We start from the raw sequence: 16723 nt of genomic DNA on the forward strand, positions 1-16723 counted from the left end.
TAATACTATTACATTTAACTTGTCAGCTGGGATTTTATTATATGTGAGCTACCCCGCCCTGAAGGGCGGAGCTTCCTGCTTCATAGCCCCACCTTGCCCGTAGCTTTTCGCTACGGGTAGAGGGTGGAGCTCCACAGGCACTAAGGATGGCTCCCACCCCGATCTCTTCAATATGTTTAAAGAAGCATTATAGTCACGATCAGTAACCCAACCGCACTTAGGACAGCTGAACACACGGTCAGTCAAAGTTAACTCCTTCTTTACGTACCCGCATTTAGCACACATCTTTGAAGTATATGCTGGGTTTATTAACAACAGTTTCTTTCCATATTTTTCCAACTGATATTCTAGTATTCTCTTCAACTCATGGAATGCAACATCGTGTAACCTCATCCTCAACTTCCTTTCTGACTCCTCCACCAATTGTTTAACATCTATATCCTCCATTACTACAACGTCATAATGTTGTGCGAACCACTTACCCAACTTCATATAGAGGTCTTGTCTCAAGTTCTTGAAGTGTTCATAACCCCTAGCTAACTTCACTTTTGCTTTAAACCAATTTTTCGACAAGAACTCTTTCCTCGAGAGAACCTTGTGGAGTTTCCTTATCTTCTCAAGTGCCTTCTCATAAGGTCTCAAGTTAGGGAAATAGAATCCATCACTCGTGGTTAGGAGTTTCTCTACCCCAACATCTATTGCAACTACCTTACCAGTCTTTGGGAGTTGAGAGAATTCAACACCTTCAACCATGAAGGAGACATATACTCTCTCTGAACGTGTTAGTTTAACTACCACCCTCTTTACTTTGTCAAGCGGGAAGTCCCTATGAACAATGACCTTAAACACGCCGAGATTTGATAACCTCAATAACACCAGCTTCTTCTTATTCTTCCTACTCTTAGTCCTTATTTCCCTGCTCTCAAGTATTTTCCATCCACTTTGTGGGTAAACAAGAGAGTAGTACTTATGGGGTTTCTTCTCCTTAGGAAAGTGTGCTAGACCTTTGAAGAACCTATCCCTAGCATCGTAATAACGATCGGCAATTTGCTGTACTACTTGTGAGTAGAGTTGTTGGTACTCCTTATCTTGCTTTCTTAGATCTAGAGCGAGCTGTCTTAACTCCGTTTGTGTAAGACCCTTTCCGTCCCTTTGGTAGAAATAGATATCTGCCCAGCGTAGGGTGTTGTACATCTCACATGCTAACCTCAACTGGGCTTTTAACGCCCTAATTGTTTGATCGTCAGCATATGCACGAAAGCGGAACCCTACGTTGGGCATTAATAAAATGTTCGAGAGTGGATTAAAAAATATTTCTACAAAGGGGGCTATCCATCCCCACTGGCGAGGTTTTTCGCCCCCTTTGAACCCCTAAACTTTATAAAAATCTGGTGTAATTCTATATAAACACATCCATAATAAAGGTACTAATTAGAAGTGATTAAAAAAGTATATGCTCTGTCAGCTTTTATAGGATCAGGATGTTCTTCTTAAGGTCTTATATTAACTTAGAGAGATCGTTGCTCTTTGAACTATGAGCAGTATAAAAATTGTGCAAAATCTTGAATCACAGTTTTTATCTGAACACATCTACTTTAGATGATGGAAGCAATTTTAAACATGGCCAACAATTAACAATGCTTATTAGAGTTCTTACTTAAAATATTTATTATGGTAGATTATATTGCAAGATATGTCTTGCGGGATAGAGAGGTTATTGTAAAGTACACTGCAGAGAATGACGATGAGAGTATTAAGCTAGCAAACTCCGTTTGCGAAAAGTTAGGAGAAAGAGATATAGAAGAAGTGATCATAAGTAAAATTGTTGGTACAATCACTGGTGCCACTATAGGGCATTCAATTTCAGAAGATAATAGCGTTACAACTAATATACTTAGCACAATCACTGGTGCCTTAATAGGGCATATTATAGATAATCTCATAGTAAAAGAAATTTACAGTAAGAAGTATCCTTGTATCAGACCAAGACAGCTGTCAGACCTACATAAGTATATTGATATTAAGAAGTTAGAGGACGCAGTTAATGCACGTTGATGAAGTATTGCAGAAGTGCGATCAAACATACGTTATTTTTGATACAAGTATAATTTTAGATTATATAAGGCTCTCAAGCAGAAATAAAAATCATAGGTTAGAAATTTTATCGTATATAATAAATAACTGTAGGAATAAAGCTACTACTTTGCTAAATTTGGAGGAAATATTAGTAGGTAGTATTGGAAATAAAGAGGAGATAGAGAATTTTATCTTCTATTCCTTTAAAATACTTAATATTACAGAAAAAGAGACAGAAGTAGCGGCTGAACTTGAAGCGAAGGTTAGAGAAGAAGGATTAAGATTTAAGGGCGAAAACTGGAGGATAGACCTTTTTATTGCATCATTTGCATATACGCACTCTTATTACATCCTTACTAAGGATTCGGACTTCAAGAAAATATTAGATTGTAAAGAAATGCACATATATGAAAACACGTATTATCTATGTAATAAAGCGTAACCACAAAACGCAAGCGTTAATAAAATCTCGTAAAAGTATCTTACTTAGTTAGTTCAATTCCTCATCTTATGCTTCTCATCGTAAATATCTACTATAATTACCTTTCCGCCATCAAGAATTATACTATTACGGGAGAGCATCCAATGTATAATTAATGAGAATATCTTAATAAAGTAAAAGTTATAAAACACGTTTGTTCAGAATTAAACTCACTTAATTACGAGAAGTGAGGTAATATAAAATCAGTTTATTGAATATAGTAGCAAATAATCTCACAATTTTAGATAATCAAGGCTAAGAGAACTTTTTCTGGTGTAGAGGTCGATGTATGATATAATCTAGATGTAATTTAAATATTATCATACTAGTTGAGTCTGTAATACCTGTTTTAGTATGAAAATTTTATTAATAAAGTAAATTACGTTAATTATACATTTAACATTCTTACGTTACCATAAATTCGCCATGAATATAAAGAAAATTATCGATAGGGGTACTACTAGTTCTGATGAACATGAGTGGATAATGAAGGAGAGGGGTTTTGATAGGCATATGGCTTCGGCTTATTTGATAGCTTTAAAGGGATTAGAATTGATTAAAAGTAATTAAAAGTTACGTAAATATATTACAGACTATAGTATCTTTACATAATTTTTAATCATTTCTCAATCTTTATGTTTATATAAAATGCCGTGGCTAAATTAAAAGTAAGGATAAATTACGCCACGGGTAAACACATAGATCTGATTGGGATATAAGCAGTTTTGAGCTTGATGACGAGAAAACTGGTCAGTATTCTTTTCCCTTAGCATTTACTATGAAAGAAGAAAACAAGATAGGGTCTCTCACGACTCTTTTGTGAATTATAATATTTTCTCCAGATTAGAATAATTCTATGAAGAAATAATTGATTGTATGCCATTATCTCCGTTAAGCCTGTAGTATAAAGGCCTGGTCTCTTCAGTTGTCAATGTACAATCAATTTTTTGATTTCAAAATGAGAAAATAAAACGTATTCGCAAAGGAGTCATAGAAGACCCTGAGCCTCTCATGTTATTAAATTCTATCGATTTAGTAAGTTTAACTAGATTTGATAAAAGTTTAACTATCCACAAAGCACAAGACGGAGAACAATATATAGTAACCACATCATTGTAGAACTTTTTCTCCCTCTTCCAGCATCTTTCTAACAGTATTAACCCAAGGCAGAATATCTTGAATGCTCCACTTAGCTTCGTGAAAACCCCAGACGTGCAAAGTGTATCCCGCACTCCACCCATTCATTACCCACGCTCCCAGATATGAGGAAAGCTTCCCTGCTGCGGAGCCGAGTAAGTACGCATACCACCTCCCCTCATTTCTAGCTTTTTGATATTCCGGTAGGTTAAACTTCTCAGCAAGGGCTTTCACCAGCTCTTCTGTAACTTTATAAGCTTTCTCAGAGGCTTGGACTGGATCACCTTTCTTAATATAATCTTCAGCCTCAGCCATATACTTCTTCGCCATCTCTAACCTAAACTTTACCTCCCCTTCAGGATCGTCTTTGTATATTAGCTGAATTAAAACCTCTTCAACGTCTATCCCTTTTTCCTCAGCTTTTCTTATTAGCTCTTCCATCATCTGATTATTCCACTGTTAAGTATTAAAGTTTTAAAACGTGAAAGAGACTTTTTGGAGAGAATAAAAATCATTTAAAACGTCCTTGATTAAATAGTGATAATTATCTATTCTGCATCACAGTAGTATTCCAGATTACACATATATTATATTACGCACTAAATTCTAATTCAGAAAAGTTCTCTCTTAGCCTTGATTATCGAGAATTATGATATTATTTCCAATTGCAATTTAATAAACTGATTTTGGGCGATTCAAGTATTTTTGCGAATTGTAATATTCTCCAGATTAGAATAATTCTATGAAGAAATAATTGATTGTATGCCATTATCTCCATTAAATCAGTGGCATAACTTCTTGGTCTCTCCAATTATCAATGTACAATGAATTATTTAATCTCAAAATATTAAAATGAAATCGCAAAGAACCTATATAGGGTTGTATTCATACTCCTTGGCCTTGTCAACCATGTTTTCTAATTTTTCAGCGTCATAAAAATCTGTTTTCTTTCCTCTAAACTCCTTTTCTCTTGATAATACGTTTGGGCTTACTTGTAGTACTTTTACACCCTTCTCCTTGAAGTATTGGCTTGGTCTTATTGCGTATACTCCCGTAGGTTCAAGGACTATTATACAGGGTTTCATCTTGAGGATTTCTTCGTAACCCTTCAAGTTGTTCTTGTATTTTCTTTCCCTCCCCCTACTTGTAATTAGATAATCTTTTGATACGTCTATTCCAATTACCCCTACCTCTTTGTCACACCTCCCACGGGGGATTCTCGTAAATCAAGTGAACGAATAAAACCAAGTATTACGAGAGTAAAATAAATAAACAAGTAAGGAGAAAAACAACATAAGCCCAGTCACACCAAGGGGATAAAACCCCCTCATATAGGTTGGGGAAGAGTAAGCAAGTAGTGGAGAAGGTTATCAAGGTTTTTAATCCCTACCTGATGACGGGCTCTGCTCACGAGGGTAGGGGTATTAAAGTAATCAAAGTTACTGCTAGGTATTTAGATGGTGGGGAAATATTGTTAGAAAGGGATTCCATTGCTCCCCTTAACTTGATGAAAAAGGTGGATGGGAGGGTATTGGTGTTTCCCTCGACTAGTCCCAATGAGTTAAGGGTGACTGTGTATGATCCCTTAAGAGGGGTGCCCTTGGCGGAATTAGAAGTAATTAAAAGTAAGGATAAGTTACGCCACGGGTAAACACTATAATATTCCTCCACTATTACTGCAATATCATACTTTTCCTCTTATGATGAAATGACGTATCTAAAATTATTATTCCACTCTTTAATAAGGCTGAATATTTCCTCCTTCTTTTCGCCCCTTTCGCAAGGGTTCTTTACTTCTACTATTTTCTCCTCTCTGATTACTACCGAATCCATTATACGGTCGACAGATAGCCCCGCTATTGTTCCTATAACAGTCTTCGCTACAAAGTCCGTCTTTTCATTTTCAGAAAACCTAATATCCGAGGAGTGAAGGGTAATATTAACGACTATAAGCGTTATGAGCTTACCTATAGGGACTTCCTCAACAACCTTACTTATTGAGTACTCACTTACGAGGTCGCCGAACTTATTGCAGATAGCATCAAGAAGTGCTTTATTAAGTTCCTCATATATCTTTGGCTCATCACCGCTAATTGTAACGTTATACTTTGAGCCCGCTATTCTGTAACTAATTATTAGCTTCATATGATTAATATTTTAGATAATAAAAAATTATACGTTTCGGTAAAGGGTTAAGGAGTTATCTAGCTGTAAAGGAGGACTGCTGAGCTATAAATTCAATCTAGACATTCATAATTAAATTACGTCGTTAACGCTATTAAAAGTGAGTTACGTAGATAATAATATTAGGAAGGATTCAAAATATATCATGATGGAGGAGCTAATAAAGAAGGCTGAGGAGAAAGGGATAAACGTTGAGGATTTAATAATTTCAGCTTTATCTAGAGAAGACCCTCAAGAAGGAATAAAACTTAGATTGACTTTAGCTGAAAAGTACATGAAAGAGGCTGAAGAATACCTAACTAAAGGTGACGTAGTTCAATCTTCAGAAAAAGCTTATAAGGTAGCTGAGGAGATAGTCAAGGCCTTTGTTGAGAAGTTTAATTTAGCTGAATATCAGCAGGCAGTAAAGGAAGATAGATGGCATACTTACACTTTAGCAAATGCTGCAGCAAAACTTTCCTCAAGATTAGGTGATTGGATTAAAACTGGGTGGAATTCAGCTTATACACTTCACGTATGGGGATTTCATGAAGCTAAGTTAGATATGGATAGTGTAAAAAACTTATTACAAGACATTAAAAGAATGCTAGAAGAAAGTAAAAAGATATTATCTTAGTTAATAATATATTTTTACGATTAATACGAAAGACTCTAAATAATTTATATAGTTGAATAAATTTATATTATAATAGTTGTGAAGATTAATAAATCTTTTAAATAGCAGTTGTGCTACTTTAACGCAGCTTAAAGATTTTCATCAAACCTAGTGCCCCCTAAACGAATTTCAACGAACCGGAGAAACTCCTCCACGCTCTTCAAGTTAGGGGGTGTTCTCAAACAGTCATCTTATTCGATAACTTATTGCAAAATTATATCAGATTTTCTCTAATATTCAATACTCCCCTCAAGTAAGCCTCGTTCAAGGGAGTCTTCTCCCTTGAAAAACACATGGGGATACATGACATTAAGTAAGGCAAGACTATAATCAACCATTCTCTCACTCCTATTAACAGCCCTAGTGTCCCTAGCTAACCTAGCCAAATGAGCCCTACAGTAAGAGTTATAACTTTCAACCATGTAAGTGTATTTCTTACTTGCAACGTGATTATCAAGAACTTGATAAACAGAGTAATCATCAGTATAATTAACTCTTAGGCAGAGAATTCAATAGAAAGCTGAAAGTCTTATAATCCCTATTACCCGTAGTGAAGAAGGGAGCACCATCAGCTAAAGCATTCCAAATCCACACCCTCTTGGGACCATGCCTAAGATAAGTCCGACTCTCGTCAATTACCGTGACTTTTGCGGTAAAGCTCTTTAGTTGTTCTTGTAGGACTAATAGATTAACATATGCCTCTATTCCCTTTCTCTTTATCAGACTGTGGTTAAAGGCTTTCCTTCAACCTTTGCTATTCCCCTTATGCTCGCCCTATTCAAGTACTCCTTCAAGATCTTCTCCTTTTGTTCTCTACTCATCTTGTGATTAGATGTTTGGTAGAATGTTCTTTCACACGTTTTGCACTTGACGTTGTCTAACTTGAGCAAAATTGAAAAATTATCCTGACTATAATATTTCTTTCTATAAAATTATTCATAATATTTAACTAGAAAAGATTATATAATATGTATTAATAAATATAATACAAATAATTGTACAGTTTTGCAATAAAATTCGTTATACTCACAACTAAAACTAGTAAGCAAGCCTTGTTAATTAACTAGTACCCTTGTCCTAATCCTCGTTAAGAGTACTTCAAGATTACGATAGAGGTTAAGGAAGAAGACCTCTATCACAACACCCCTCAAAGTCGTTACAGAAGCCTTACCTTCCCTAATCTTAACCCCTCAACCTGAAGCCTAGCAGAACTAACACCAGGCCCTATCAGCCATTAACTTAACGCCATCAAAGGAAAAGGCCAAATCACTCAAATTAGCCAACCTTAAAACCCCTAACAAAATTAGTCCTCCTTTCAACAAACCTTAAAGCCAAAGTAGGACTTACCATGCTTCCTACCCCAACCACCCTTATACTTCCTAAATCTTGTAAAATACTTGAGCTTAGAAACAGTATAACCCATGAGGAGAAAATCGTCGTCAATCTCATCAAGATCAAGTGAGATCTTCTCTAGACCAGTTTGAAAACTCCTCTTCCCCTCACGGAAGAATCGATTATGTGGTAGTCCTCGAATTTGTCGTTTTTTCTCTCCCTACCTCAAGTTCTTTCTCTATACTCTTTGATCACCTTGTCTAAGGCCTTGTTTATCCATTAGGGTTGTCCACATTGTTTCTCCCTCATCGACAACTGTTTCTTGTAATCTCTTATAGAAGAAGAATATTGTACCCTTTGGTGGGACTTTCCCACCCAAGAATTTCATGAACATTTTACTATCCCTAATTTCTCCCTCTAAGTTATTCCAAGAGATATCGTAGACGAAATTGATTAAGAGTGTTTTGAGGAGTAATATAACGTCCCACTTGGGTTTCTTGGAGTAATTCAAGTTTACTCCTAAACGTTTCCCATGGAAATACTTTATCAACCTTGAGCAAAAGGTCTTTCTCAGTTGAAAGTGACTTCATAATATTATCTCATCTCAATTCTTATTAATATTACTCATCAATTTCCATTTTTATCATCTTAGACAACATCACGTGTTTAAGTATCATCAAAAGTTTTTAATCTTTAGTTCTCAATGTAAATTCGTGGAGGAATTAATAAAGAAAGCTGAGGAAAAAGGAATAGACGTTGAAGACCTAATAATTTCAGCGTTATCCAAAAAAGATCCTTCTGAGGGCATAAAAATAAGGATGGAGCTGGCTAAGAAGTACATTAACGAAGTGGAGGAGTATTTAAAGAAGGGTGATGCTGTTCAAGCTTCCGAGAAGGCTTACAAAGCTGCAGAAGAGGTAATAAAGGCGTTAGCTGAGAAATATAACATTCAAGAACACCAACAAGCATTAAAAGAGGGTAGATGGTATACTTACCTACTTAGTAAAGCTGCTAACACACTTTCCTCAATGTTAGGAGATAAAATAATCAAAGGTTGGAGTAGTGCTTATTTATTACACGTTTGGGGATTTCATGAGGCAAAACTTGGAACCAAAGATATAGTGTCTTACATAAATGCAGTGAAAGAGATGATAGAAGAAGCGAGTAAATATTTATGATCACCTTCATGACTTGAATTTTTAATTGCTCCCTTTTTATCTGCGGCACTTTTTGTTAACCTTTTGTCCTCCACTTTCACTCTCATTTTATCTTCAATCACGATCGAGTGTATGGACTTAGCCCTTGTAGGTGAATCATGGAACTTCAACGACACAAGAGCCATATTTACGTAATTTATCTCACGCAAATCGATGTGTGAGATTATCCTTCATGAGTCTGGGACAAAAACTTTACATACCCTCCATTTTGTATATAATAGCATATGAATAAGAAGTTACCAAAGGGACTTTGATAATTTCAAGGCATCAATAGAAGATTTAATCAAAAGGAGAGCAAGCTTGACAAGGAGCTGGGATGAGTGAGGAGGAAAGGTTGGCAACGTTGAGGAGATTTGGTCAAGAGTTGAAGGAATGGAAAGGGCTGCAAAATTCGTGAAAGTTAGGGAAGGACCTGGGAGGAAGAGTAAAATAACACCACAAGAAAAAGCATACTAATAATCAAGGAATACTTGTTAACAAATAGGAGACAGCAGAACTAGCATCACTACTCAACTTAACAAGTGTGGAAATAAGTTACAAGACCGTGGAAAGACTATACTCAGACGTCTTCGTTGTACTCTACAACCTACTATCACAAATTGTTGAGGGATTATCAGCAGCAATGGACGGTACGGGTTATTCGGTAGTGATTACAAGGCATTATAGGAGTGAGAGGGAGGGGTCTGGAGATGGGGTGAAGGAGGGGAAAGGTTTCGTATACTCCTTCTTCATCTTTGACTTAGCTAGTAACCTAATTGTTGCCTACGGTTAAGGGGTGAGAGGGAGGCTTATGAGATGGCCCTCAAGGTTCTGAAAGATTTGGGCGTACACGTTGAGTCCTTGAGGGCTGACAAGTATTATGGTAAGTCAACACTGAAGGAATTCCCAAACTCGACGATATACTTGATACCAAAATTAAACGCGTTAATCAAGGGAGGGAAGAGGTGGAGAGAAATGATACTTAGGTTCATGAGGAATCCACTAGAGTACTTGGAGGAGTATTTTAAGCGTGAGAAGGCTGAATCATTGATCTCTTGGATTAAGAGGAAAACAGGTTGGGTTATAAACAAGGTTAGGGAAGAGAGGATACATTTAACAGTACTTGCAAGGGTTATAATCCATGATCTGTATTGGTCTAAAGCGTTAGATTAAAAATTTCAAAATACTATATATACTCGGGGATAATAAAACTAATTTGTCCCAGACTCTCAGTTTCCTAAACCTTTATTTGGTATTAAAAGGAATTAATGATCATGAGTAAGAGAATAAGAGATGTTATCCATGAGTATATTGAAGTTCCAGATACAATTATAAATAATATTGTTGATAGTCCTACTTTTCAAAGGCTGAGGTTCGTCATACAGAATGGTATGGCATTTGAAGTTTATCCTAACATGAGGCATACTAGGTTTGAACATTCATTAGGTACTTATAACGTTATGAAAAAGGCTATAAGTATACTTGCGGAGAAAGTTGAGGATAAGGATATTAAAGATTTAATAATTAATAACTCTGAAGGACTCCAAGCTTTAGCCTTACTACACGATATAGGACATTACCCTTTCTCTCATACTTTTGAAATGGGCATAAAGATTGCATCAGTAGATATGAAGGAGTTACAAGGACTTTCAAAGTACCATGAAAAAGTAGGGTTATTTGTTGTAAGGAGTTTATTCCCTAAATATGCTGATGATTTCGATAAAATTTACAACAGTAAAGATAATTTGTATTCAGAGCTACTCAATAATAATATTGATGTTGATAGGATGGATTACCTATTAAGAGACTCTTATTATTCCGGAACACCTTACGGAAATTTCAGCTTAGAAAGAATGTTAAGTATTATGACACTAGTCAAGGATACTGGTAAAATTAAATCAGCCTTTTTGGAAAAGGGAATCTCAGATTTAGAGCACTTTCTATTGGCTAGGTACTACATGTATGATCAAATATACCATCATAGAGTAGTAGAGGGATTCAACGCTATCATGGCTACGGCAATTTCACAATTGATAATCTCTACTAGTTCACAACAAAACTCTTCAGTTTCCAAAATAATATTTTTCCAAGAGAGTGAGTTTAACCTCGATATCTTCCTTAATCTCACCGACTATTGGTTATTGTCAACCATTAAGAGTTCAAACATAAATGAATGCTTAAAAGAGGCCATTTTTAACAGAAGGAAATACATATTTAACGAGATACCGCTCAGATATGCTGAAGAAAGAGGAATGGATAAAATAGATGTAACTAGACTGCTTGAGTCAAAACTTTATAACGTCATTAAGCAATAATGGTGAGGTCGTAGGGTCTGTAGTAAATATTCACCCTATGGGGGAGAGCGAAATTTACATTGTCAATAAAAGGGGAGAAATAACTACACTAACCTCCTCTCCCATTTATCTAACCCTTAAGAACCTAGTAAAAAGTAAACTTATCATTGGGATTTGCAGTAAGCTAAATAAAGAAGAGATTATAAAAGAAATTAAGAGTAACCTTGGAATAGATTGAGTTCCGAGAGTAATTTTAATGCTTTCTCGTCTAGTTTCCCAGTTATCCCCCTCCTTATTAGGTTGAACATGTAAAGGGAAGCGTTAAGTATTGTCTTACCGTCGTACTTATCTATTACAGATAGGTATTTTTCACAATCCGCAACATAACCGTTTACTAAACCGCGATAAGTAAGACGCCCATCTACTTCATAAAAGTCGTCTATCGGGATTCCTACGGAGAGGGAAATTAGGAAGGCTTTTTCGTCGATAAGAGATTTCTCATGTTCCTTAACACAGTTATAAATTGCTGAGACAGCTTCTTTTTGGGTAATCATATTATACTCATCGATTGGTAATAAATAAAGCTGTAGTGAGGTGACCGAAAGCATAATCATAACCCGGCTTACATAGGTATACATAACTTCAGAAATACTTTATATAAGTATTATGAAGTGAGAAAACCATAGTACGTTATGTTAACAATTTCTTCGGTACTTTTCATAATTCTTTCTAGTTTATTTTTGGACAAATCCCTTCTTGAATTTACTTTAATTGGATATATATCATTGTTCAGTAAAAAGCAAAGTTTATAATCAAAATCACCCACTACTATTCTTCTCCTACATGTTTTATAAAAGGATGAAAGTGAAAGGATTATTTTTCGAAGAGTTTCTAGGGAAGAAAAACTAATTAACTCCTCCTCTTACACTTTCCCGTGATAAGTGTAGTAATTCCCACGCTCAACAGCGAAAGGACTATAAGAACTGCAGTAAAGTCTGCAATGGAGAAAGCTGAGGAAGTAATAGTAGTGGACTCATTTTCAACTGACAAAACTGTGGAAATTGCGGAAAAAGAGGGGGCAAAAGTCCTTCAAGTTAAGGGAAGTATGTTAATCGCGAGGATTGAGGGGACTAAGATTGCCAAAGGAGATTACATTGTAAACCTAGATTCTGACATGTACTTTTCAGATAACTTCCCGCCTAGAGAGTTAAAAAGTAAAGTCATAGCGTTAGGGGAAATAACTGTAGGAAAAGGAATAGTCTACGAGATAATGAAGTTAGATAGGGAAATAACCCATAATAAGTGGAGGGAAAACCTTTCTTTAGGAGGCGGAATAATCCCTAGAATGTACGATAGGCAGATATTGATCAAGGCTTACGAAAACATCCCTTCATGGATTAAAGATAAACTTAATGCGTTTGAGGATAGCGTAATATATTATGAGGTTTTGAAAATTTATAAGGGAGAAGTGCAATTTATTCCAAACGCAGTTTACCATATTGAGGATGACCCGTTCCTTTCATTTATTAGGAAATGGTACAGATACGGGAGGAATGCAAAACTCCTCAGAGGTACAGAATACGAAAAGATAATTTATCAAAGAAAGATGAGACCGGGACTCACTGCGAGAGAAAAAATTAAGCTCATAATTCCCACACTAGTTAAGGGGATACCTTTCGCAATCGGGTATTATCTGTAGGCGAAAGAGAGGGAAGAATCTTCACGTTTAACTTCTTACTTTCTCCGCTCAAACATTAAGTAATAGACTGATGCATTAGGATAAGTTAACTCTTCTCTTACCTTCTTCAACCCGTGTTCGATCATCAAATCCTCAACGAATTTCTTCTTGTCCTTACTAACTTCAATTATTACAGATCTTGTATTACCTAACGTAACTTCACTGCCTAAAAGCACTTCTTTTTCAAAACCTTCAACATCTATTTTCAGCAAGTCTACATTTCTAATATTAAACGAGTCTAATGTCCTCATTTTAACCTTATATCCTTCTATTGATACGTGAGACTCGTCTAAATTTAAAGCTAATGAAATCTCTCCATCCCTATCTCCTAGTGCAACGTTATAGAGGATAACTCTATCTTCAAAGCCATTATCTTTTACGTTTAACAAAAGTAAATTAAAAGAATAAGGATTAGGCTCAAAGGAATAAACTTTTGCTCCGTGCTTGGCAGCCCTTAAAGTATAAGCACCTATGTATGCGCCTACGTCAACGAATATTTTAATATTCTTAAAGTTGAACCATTTTCTAACATTAATCTCTTGCCTTAATAGATAGTGCTGAATATCTGAATGAAATTATTTTTCCTCACGTTGAAAATAATCCCGTCAATTTTAACTTTTATCAAGTCTTTTATCTGCTCTTCATGCTTTAACTCTCTGTGAAGAATAAAATAATCCAGAAAAGTTCTAAAGTACATTGAGTAAAAGCTGAAGATTTGAGTATAATTGACAGGGCGTACTTTAAGATACTCTGTATATTTCATATCATATCAACACCTTGTAAACATAAAAGCTTTCTTCAAATCTAATCAGTTTTACTTCTTTACACTTCATTTTCAGATCTACTGCAATAAATGCATTAATTATTACTTTTTCGGTAAGGGCATATTTCATTGTACCATCAGTGCATTTGAACTTTTTAATACTTGGAAATTTACCCCTTAACTTATCTTCAAATTCGGAAATAAAAGATTCATAATTTGGTATTCTCATAACAAAGTAATCACAACTCATTTCGATCTCTTTTTAAATTGACTACTTTGTTTACGGCATTCAATAAAATATATAAGACGTTATTTAATGATAAATCGTACCTATAAATTCCCTTGATTCTCACAATTGAATATGGGTCTATCATTCCAAGCTTAAAATAAAGAAGATAATCCCTGTAAATTTTTAACAAATCATAAAAATAAATTCCTCTACTGTGAATAGAATCTATAGCGACTCTAATCAATCTAAGTTTACCATAATGAAGTTCACGAACTATAGTAGGAGCGACTCTTAGATTCTTATTAATTATGCTTGGAACGTATATATCAAAACCTACTCTCGATATTAATCCGGTATCTTCACCATTATTTAAATCGTACCAATTACCATGACTAATTATTCTCTCTTTTTGAAATTAGAAAGTAAGGTGCTGAGGGAAAAACAAGCATATATTTTATCTAATGAGGCGTAATCTAACACTTTGTTAAAGTTTTCGTTATAATCTGTGTCTAGGTCGAAGTATGCTGTTATTAAGTTTTCTGGGCAGTGTTCTAATATATAAGCCCTACCCTTAGCTCTACTACTCTTTAACCTTAGTAAAGTTAAATTATATTCCTTCCTCAGTTCTTGTAACTTCTCCCAACTACCGTCTGTGGAATAATTATCGGCAATAATAATATGATAATTCGACCTCCAAAAAGACATGACACTAGTGTCAACAGAGCTAACATTATTAAAAGCTGTACTATAAACACAAATAATCATTTCCTTTATCTCTTGTATATTATCCAGCCTTGCATGTACATTGCATCAAATCCTTTAACCGCAAAGCTCCTCAAAGCATCTTGAGGAGTCTCAACTAAGGGCTCTCCGGCAAGGTTAAAGGAAGTATTCATAATTAACCCCTCACCCTTTATATCCTTAAAAGTCTTGATCAAATCATACCAAGTCCTATTCTGATCCCTAGTAACAGTTTGTGGCCTTGCAGTCAAATCAACGTGGCAAGTTACTGGAACTCTTTTACAAACCTCCTCATCCTTATAACGTAACATCAAAATCATGAACTCATGAGATGTTGGGTCTTTAAAATAAACATCCTTATCCTCATCAAGCAAAGAAGGTGCTAAAGGCCTCCACCATTCCCTACCCTTAATATCATTCACAAGTCTCCAATAATCCTTCCTAGTCGGATCAGCAACAATTGAACGATTACCCAAAGCCCTAGGGCCCAACTCAGCCCTACCTTGATACCAAGTAACAATACCACCCTTAGTAATAATATCAGCAATAGCATTAACATCATCACCAACATACTCGGCCCTAAACTTACTATCTTGAACAACCTTCTTAATTACCTCTTCATCATATTCTGGCCCTAAATAAACGTTCTTAAGCCTACCGTGAACCATCTTACCTCCCAAAACATGCTCATAAACGTAAGCAGCAGCACCAATAGGCCCACCAGCATCATTAGCAGCCGGGAAAATGAAAACTTCGTTGAACATGCGGGAGTAATAAAGCTCCATATTAGCCTTAGCATTCAAAGCAACACCACCAGCCAAAGCAACCCTATCCTCATCAGTATGAGACTTAGCCCACTTTGCCGTAGCAAGAACTGCTTCTTCAGTTATCTTCTGTACTGCCCAAGCTATATTGACAGCGTCTTCGTTTAGTTCCCCTCTGGGATTCCAGTTAAGAACCTTAGTGCGTATTACCTTCTCTGCTATGTCGTAATAGACTGAAAGGATCTTTATTAGATCCTTGCTCTTTACAACTTTCCCGTTACTATAAATAGTATAAGGTTCATCACCATCTGGGTTAATCTTGACAAATTCCTTAAGCTTATCGTAATAACGTGAAGGTTTACCGTAAGGTGCTAAACCCATACCCTTTCCTGGGCCTTCAAGTCTACCCAGCTTTATTCCTTGCATTAGTTTCTCATAAAGAAATCCTAAGGAAGCGTAAGATGCATACATGGAAAGTATTGGCTCAAAATTCCCGTCCTTAACTTTCCAAATAACAGTAGACTCGTATTCACCCGCTCCGTCAATCGTTAAGACAGTAGCGGAGTTAAAACCGGAGAAGTAATATGCCGAGGCTGCGTGAGCTAAATGATGTCTAACCGGGTATATCTTAATCTCTGAAGGAATTTCTTCTCCTATATCAATAATAGCTTTCTTGATTAATTGTTCCGCCAATTTCATATAATCTCCTTTAACTAAATCCAGAGCATACGACGTTAAACCTTCCTCAAAATCTAGTGCCCCATAAGAGAACATTCCGATTACTGAGCCTAAATAGGCTCTAAATCTGCGATCTTTAACTGAAAAGAGTGAAGGATCCCAATTTACTGCATAAGCATCAACATCCTTAGGTTTAATCCCTTGTTTTTTCAGGAATTTAAAAGCCTCTTTAAGGGAATTTAATGGAGGCTCGCCTTCTGAATGCTTATGCCTAGTGAACCTCTCCTCTTCTGCGGCAAATACTAATTTTCCATCTAAAATTACTGCTGTTGCGTGATCATGTTCAACTGGCCATTGAAAACCGATTACTATCATAATGTTTATAACTATTTATAACCGTATATTAACTTTTTCTAGGTAGTAACACAATGATGTAATTCTTAAAGGTTTACGCT

General features: G+C 35.9%; 19 protein-coding genes and 4 pseudogenes. 10 read left to right on the top strand and 13 right to left on the bottom strand.

The genetic code is table 11. From position 1 onward, the window contains the following. Nucleotides 1-48: 48 nt before the first annotated feature. Complete coding sequence (locus D1869_RS10730; RefSeq protein WP_156015096.1) at nt 49-1281, bottom strand: RNA-guided endonuclease InsQ/TnpB family protein; 1233 nt, start codon at nt 1279-1281, stop codon at nt 49-51. Nucleotides 1282-1671: 390 nt separating this feature from the next. Between D1869_RS10730 and D1869_RS10735 the strand changes: the two genes are divergently transcribed. From D1869_RS10735 to D1869_RS10745, 3 genes are all read left to right on the top strand, one after another. Next, nucleotides 1672-2055 (top strand): hypothetical protein, encoded by a 384-nt coding sequence (locus D1869_RS10735; protein WP_156015097.1) that lies wholly within the window; start codon nt 1672-1674, stop codon nt 2053-2055. Next, on the top strand, nt 2045-2518 hold the full coding sequence (locus D1869_RS10740) for a type II toxin-antitoxin system VapC family toxin (RefSeq protein WP_156015098.1): 474 nt from the start codon (nt 2045-2047) through the stop codon (nt 2516-2518). The genes D1869_RS10735 and D1869_RS10740 overlap by 11 nt, the downstream gene beginning before the upstream one ends. A gap of 465 nt (nt 2519-2983) precedes the next feature. Beyond that, nucleotides 2984-3127 carry a hypothetical protein gene (locus tag D1869_RS10745; RefSeq protein WP_156015099.1) on the top strand — a complete coding sequence of 48 codons (144 nt, stop codon included), beginning with the start codon at nt 2984-2986 and terminating at the stop codon, nt 3125-3127. A gap of 540 nt (nt 3128-3667) precedes the next feature. Here the strand turns inward: D1869_RS10745 and D1869_RS10750 are convergent. After that, nucleotides 3668-4135, bottom strand: coding sequence for a PaREP1 family protein (locus tag D1869_RS10750; protein ID WP_184651100.1), 468 nt, complete (start codon nt 4133-4135; stop codon nt 3668-3670). Nucleotides 4136-4566: 431 nt separating this feature from the next. Further along, a pseudogene (locus tag D1869_RS10755) lies at nt 4567-4914 on the bottom strand (IS110 family transposase); the annotation flags it as partial. A gap of 113 nt (nt 4915-5027) precedes the next feature. On the opposite strand from D1869_RS10755, the pseudogene D1869_RS10760 reads away from it, so the two are divergent. Next, nucleotides 5028-5345 (top strand): annotated as a pseudogene (locus tag D1869_RS10760) (IS200/IS605 family accessory protein TnpB-related protein); the annotation flags it as partial. Between the two features lie 47 nt (nt 5346-5392). On the opposite strand, the gene D1869_RS10765 reads toward D1869_RS10760, so the two are convergent. Next, a complete protein-coding gene (locus D1869_RS10765) occupies nt 5393-5839 on the bottom strand; it encodes a VapB-like antitoxin (RefSeq protein WP_156015101.1) in 447 nt (148 codons plus the stop codon). Between the two features lie 187 nt (nt 5840-6026). Here D1869_RS10765 and D1869_RS10770 point away from each other — a divergent pair, with 187 nt between their 5' ends. Next, entirely contained in the window at nt 6027-6494 is a 468-nt protein-coding gene (locus D1869_RS10770) for a PaREP1 family protein (RefSeq protein WP_184651101.1), read from the top strand. A gap of 118 nt (nt 6495-6612) precedes the next feature. On the opposite strand, the pseudogene D1869_RS15830 reads toward D1869_RS10770, so the two are convergent. The 4 genes and pseudogenes from D1869_RS15830 to D1869_RS15170 all read right to left on the bottom strand — a co-directional run. Continuing rightward, nucleotides 6613-6700: pseudogene (locus tag D1869_RS15830) on the bottom strand (transposase); the annotation flags it as partial. Nucleotides 6701-6747: 47 nt separating this feature from the next. Next, nucleotides 6748-7402, bottom strand: a pseudogene (locus D1869_RS10775) (IS1 family transposase); the annotation flags it as partial. Between the two features lie 406 nt (nt 7403-7808). Next, entirely contained in the window at nt 7809-7982 is a 174-nt protein-coding gene (locus D1869_RS15535) for a hypothetical protein (RefSeq protein WP_231113604.1), read from the bottom strand. 121 nt (nt 7983-8103) lie between these two features. Beyond that, on the bottom strand, nt 8104-8376 hold the full coding sequence (locus tag D1869_RS15170; RefSeq protein WP_231113605.1) for a transposase: 273 nt from the start codon (nt 8374-8376) through the stop codon (nt 8104-8106). Nucleotides 8377-8578: 202 nt separating this feature from the next. On the opposite strand from D1869_RS15170, the gene D1869_RS10790 reads away from it, so the two are divergent. The 4 genes from D1869_RS10790 to D1869_RS10805 all read left to right on the top strand — a co-directional run bounded on the left by D1869_RS10790 (nt 8579) and on the right by D1869_RS10805 (nt 11376). Then, nucleotides 8579-9043, top strand: a complete 465-nt coding sequence (locus D1869_RS10790) for a PaREP1 family protein (protein WP_156015102.1) — start codon at nt 8579-8581, stop codon at nt 9041-9043. A 583-nt stretch (nt 9044-9626) separates the two neighbouring features. Then, nucleotides 9627-9854, top strand: a complete 228-nt coding sequence (locus D1869_RS10795) for a hypothetical protein (protein ID WP_156015103.1) — start codon at nt 9627-9629, stop codon at nt 9852-9854. 23 nt (nt 9855-9877) lie between these two features. After that, entirely contained in the window at nt 9878-10234 is a 357-nt protein-coding gene (locus tag D1869_RS10800; RefSeq protein WP_196772262.1) for a hypothetical protein, read from the top strand. A 101-nt stretch (nt 10235-10335) separates the two neighbouring features. Beyond that, nucleotides 10336-11376 (top strand): HD domain-containing protein, encoded by a 1041-nt coding sequence (locus D1869_RS10805; RefSeq protein ID WP_184651104.1) that lies wholly within the window; start codon nt 10336-10338, stop codon nt 11374-11376. A 191-nt stretch (nt 11377-11567) separates the two neighbouring features. On the opposite strand, the gene D1869_RS10810 is transcribed toward D1869_RS10805, so the two are convergent. Beyond that, a complete protein-coding gene (locus D1869_RS10810; protein WP_156015106.1) occupies nt 11568-11963 on the bottom strand; it encodes a hypothetical protein in 396 nt (131 codons plus the stop codon). A 326-nt stretch (nt 11964-12289) separates the two neighbouring features. Between D1869_RS10810 and D1869_RS10815 the strand changes: the two genes are divergently transcribed. Continuing rightward, complete coding sequence (locus D1869_RS10815; protein WP_156015107.1) at nt 12290-13054, top strand: glycosyltransferase; 765 nt, start codon at nt 12290-12292, stop codon at nt 13052-13054. A 35-nt stretch (nt 13055-13089) separates the two neighbouring features. Here D1869_RS10815 and D1869_RS10820 read toward each other — a convergent pair whose 3' ends face one another. The 4 genes from D1869_RS10820 to D1869_RS10835 form a co-directional block, all read right to left on the bottom strand. Continuing rightward, complete coding sequence (locus D1869_RS10820) at nt 13090-13656, bottom strand: FkbM family methyltransferase (protein WP_338056350.1); 567 nt, start codon at nt 13654-13656, stop codon at nt 13090-13092. 201 nt (nt 13657-13857) lie between these two features. Further along, on the bottom strand, nt 13858-14106 hold the full coding sequence (locus D1869_RS10825; protein WP_156015109.1) for a hypothetical protein: 249 nt from the start codon (nt 14104-14106) through the stop codon (nt 13858-13860). Between the two features lie 375 nt (nt 14107-14481). Beyond that, complete coding sequence (locus D1869_RS10830; RefSeq protein ID WP_156015110.1) at nt 14482-14850, bottom strand: glycosyltransferase; 369 nt, start codon at nt 14848-14850, stop codon at nt 14482-14484. Nucleotides 14851-14855: 5 nt separating this feature from the next. Beyond that, nucleotides 14856-16643: a carbamoyltransferase family protein gene (locus D1869_RS10835; protein ID WP_156015111.1), complete on the bottom strand. Its 1788-nt coding sequence runs from the start codon at nt 16641-16643 to the stop codon at nt 14856-14858. Nucleotides 16644-16723: the final 80 nt, after the last annotated feature.

It is taken from the genome of Sulfurisphaera ohwakuensis (genome assembly GCF_009729055.1).
Lineage (GTDB): Archaea > Thermoproteota > Thermoprotei_A > Sulfolobales > Sulfolobaceae > Sulfurisphaera > Sulfurisphaera ohwakuensis.

Bases quoted from the DNA above. Each gene is read 5' to 3' on its own strand.
- D1869_RS10825 (WP_156015109.1), bottom strand. From the start codon at position 14,106: ATGAGTTGTGATTACTTTGTTATGAGAATACCAAATTATGAATCTTTT.
- D1869_RS10740 (WP_156015098.1), top strand. From the start codon at position 2,045: ATGCACGTTGATGAAGTATTGCAGAAGTGCGATCAAACATACGTTATT.
- D1869_RS10830 (WP_156015110.1), bottom strand. From the start codon at position 14,850: ATGATTATTTGTGTTTATAGTACAGCTTTTAATAATGTTAGCTCTGTT.
- D1869_RS10835 (WP_156015111.1), bottom strand. From the start codon at position 16,643: ATGATAGTAATCGGTTTTCAATGGCCAGTTGAACATGATCACGCAACA.
- D1869_RS10805 (WP_184651104.1), top strand. From the start codon at position 10,336: ATGAGTAAGAGAATAAGAGATGTTATCCATGAGTATATTGAAGTTCCA.
- D1869_RS10800 (WP_196772262.1), top strand. From the start codon at position 9,878: ATGGCCCTCAAGGTTCTGAAAGATTTGGGCGTACACGTTGAGTCCTTG.
- D1869_RS10770 (WP_184651101.1), top strand. From the start codon at position 6,027: ATGGAGGAGCTAATAAAGAAGGCTGAGGAGAAAGGGATAAACGTTGAG.
- D1869_RS10745 (WP_156015099.1), top strand. From the start codon at position 2,984: ATGAATATAAAGAAAATTATCGATAGGGGTACTACTAGTTCTGATGAA.
- D1869_RS10730 (WP_156015096.1), bottom strand. From the start codon at position 1,281: ATGCCCAACGTAGGGTTCCGCTTTCGTGCATATGCTGACGATCAAACA.
- D1869_RS10750 (WP_184651100.1), bottom strand. From the start codon at position 4,135: ATGGAAGAGCTAATAAGAAAAGCTGAGGAAAAAGGGATAGACGTTGAA.
- D1869_RS10810 (WP_156015106.1), bottom strand. From the start codon at position 11,963: ATGCTTTCGGTCACCTCACTACAGCTTTATTTATTACCAATCGATGAG.
- D1869_RS10765 (WP_156015101.1), bottom strand. From the start codon at position 5,839: ATGAAGCTAATAATTAGTTACAGAATAGCGGGCTCAAAGTATAACGTT.
- D1869_RS10735 (WP_156015097.1), top strand. From the start codon at position 1,672: ATGGTAGATTATATTGCAAGATATGTCTTGCGGGATAGAGAGGTTATT.
- D1869_RS15535 (WP_231113604.1), bottom strand. From the start codon at position 7,982: ATGAGATTGACGACGATTTTCTCCTCATGGGTTATACTGTTTCTAAGC.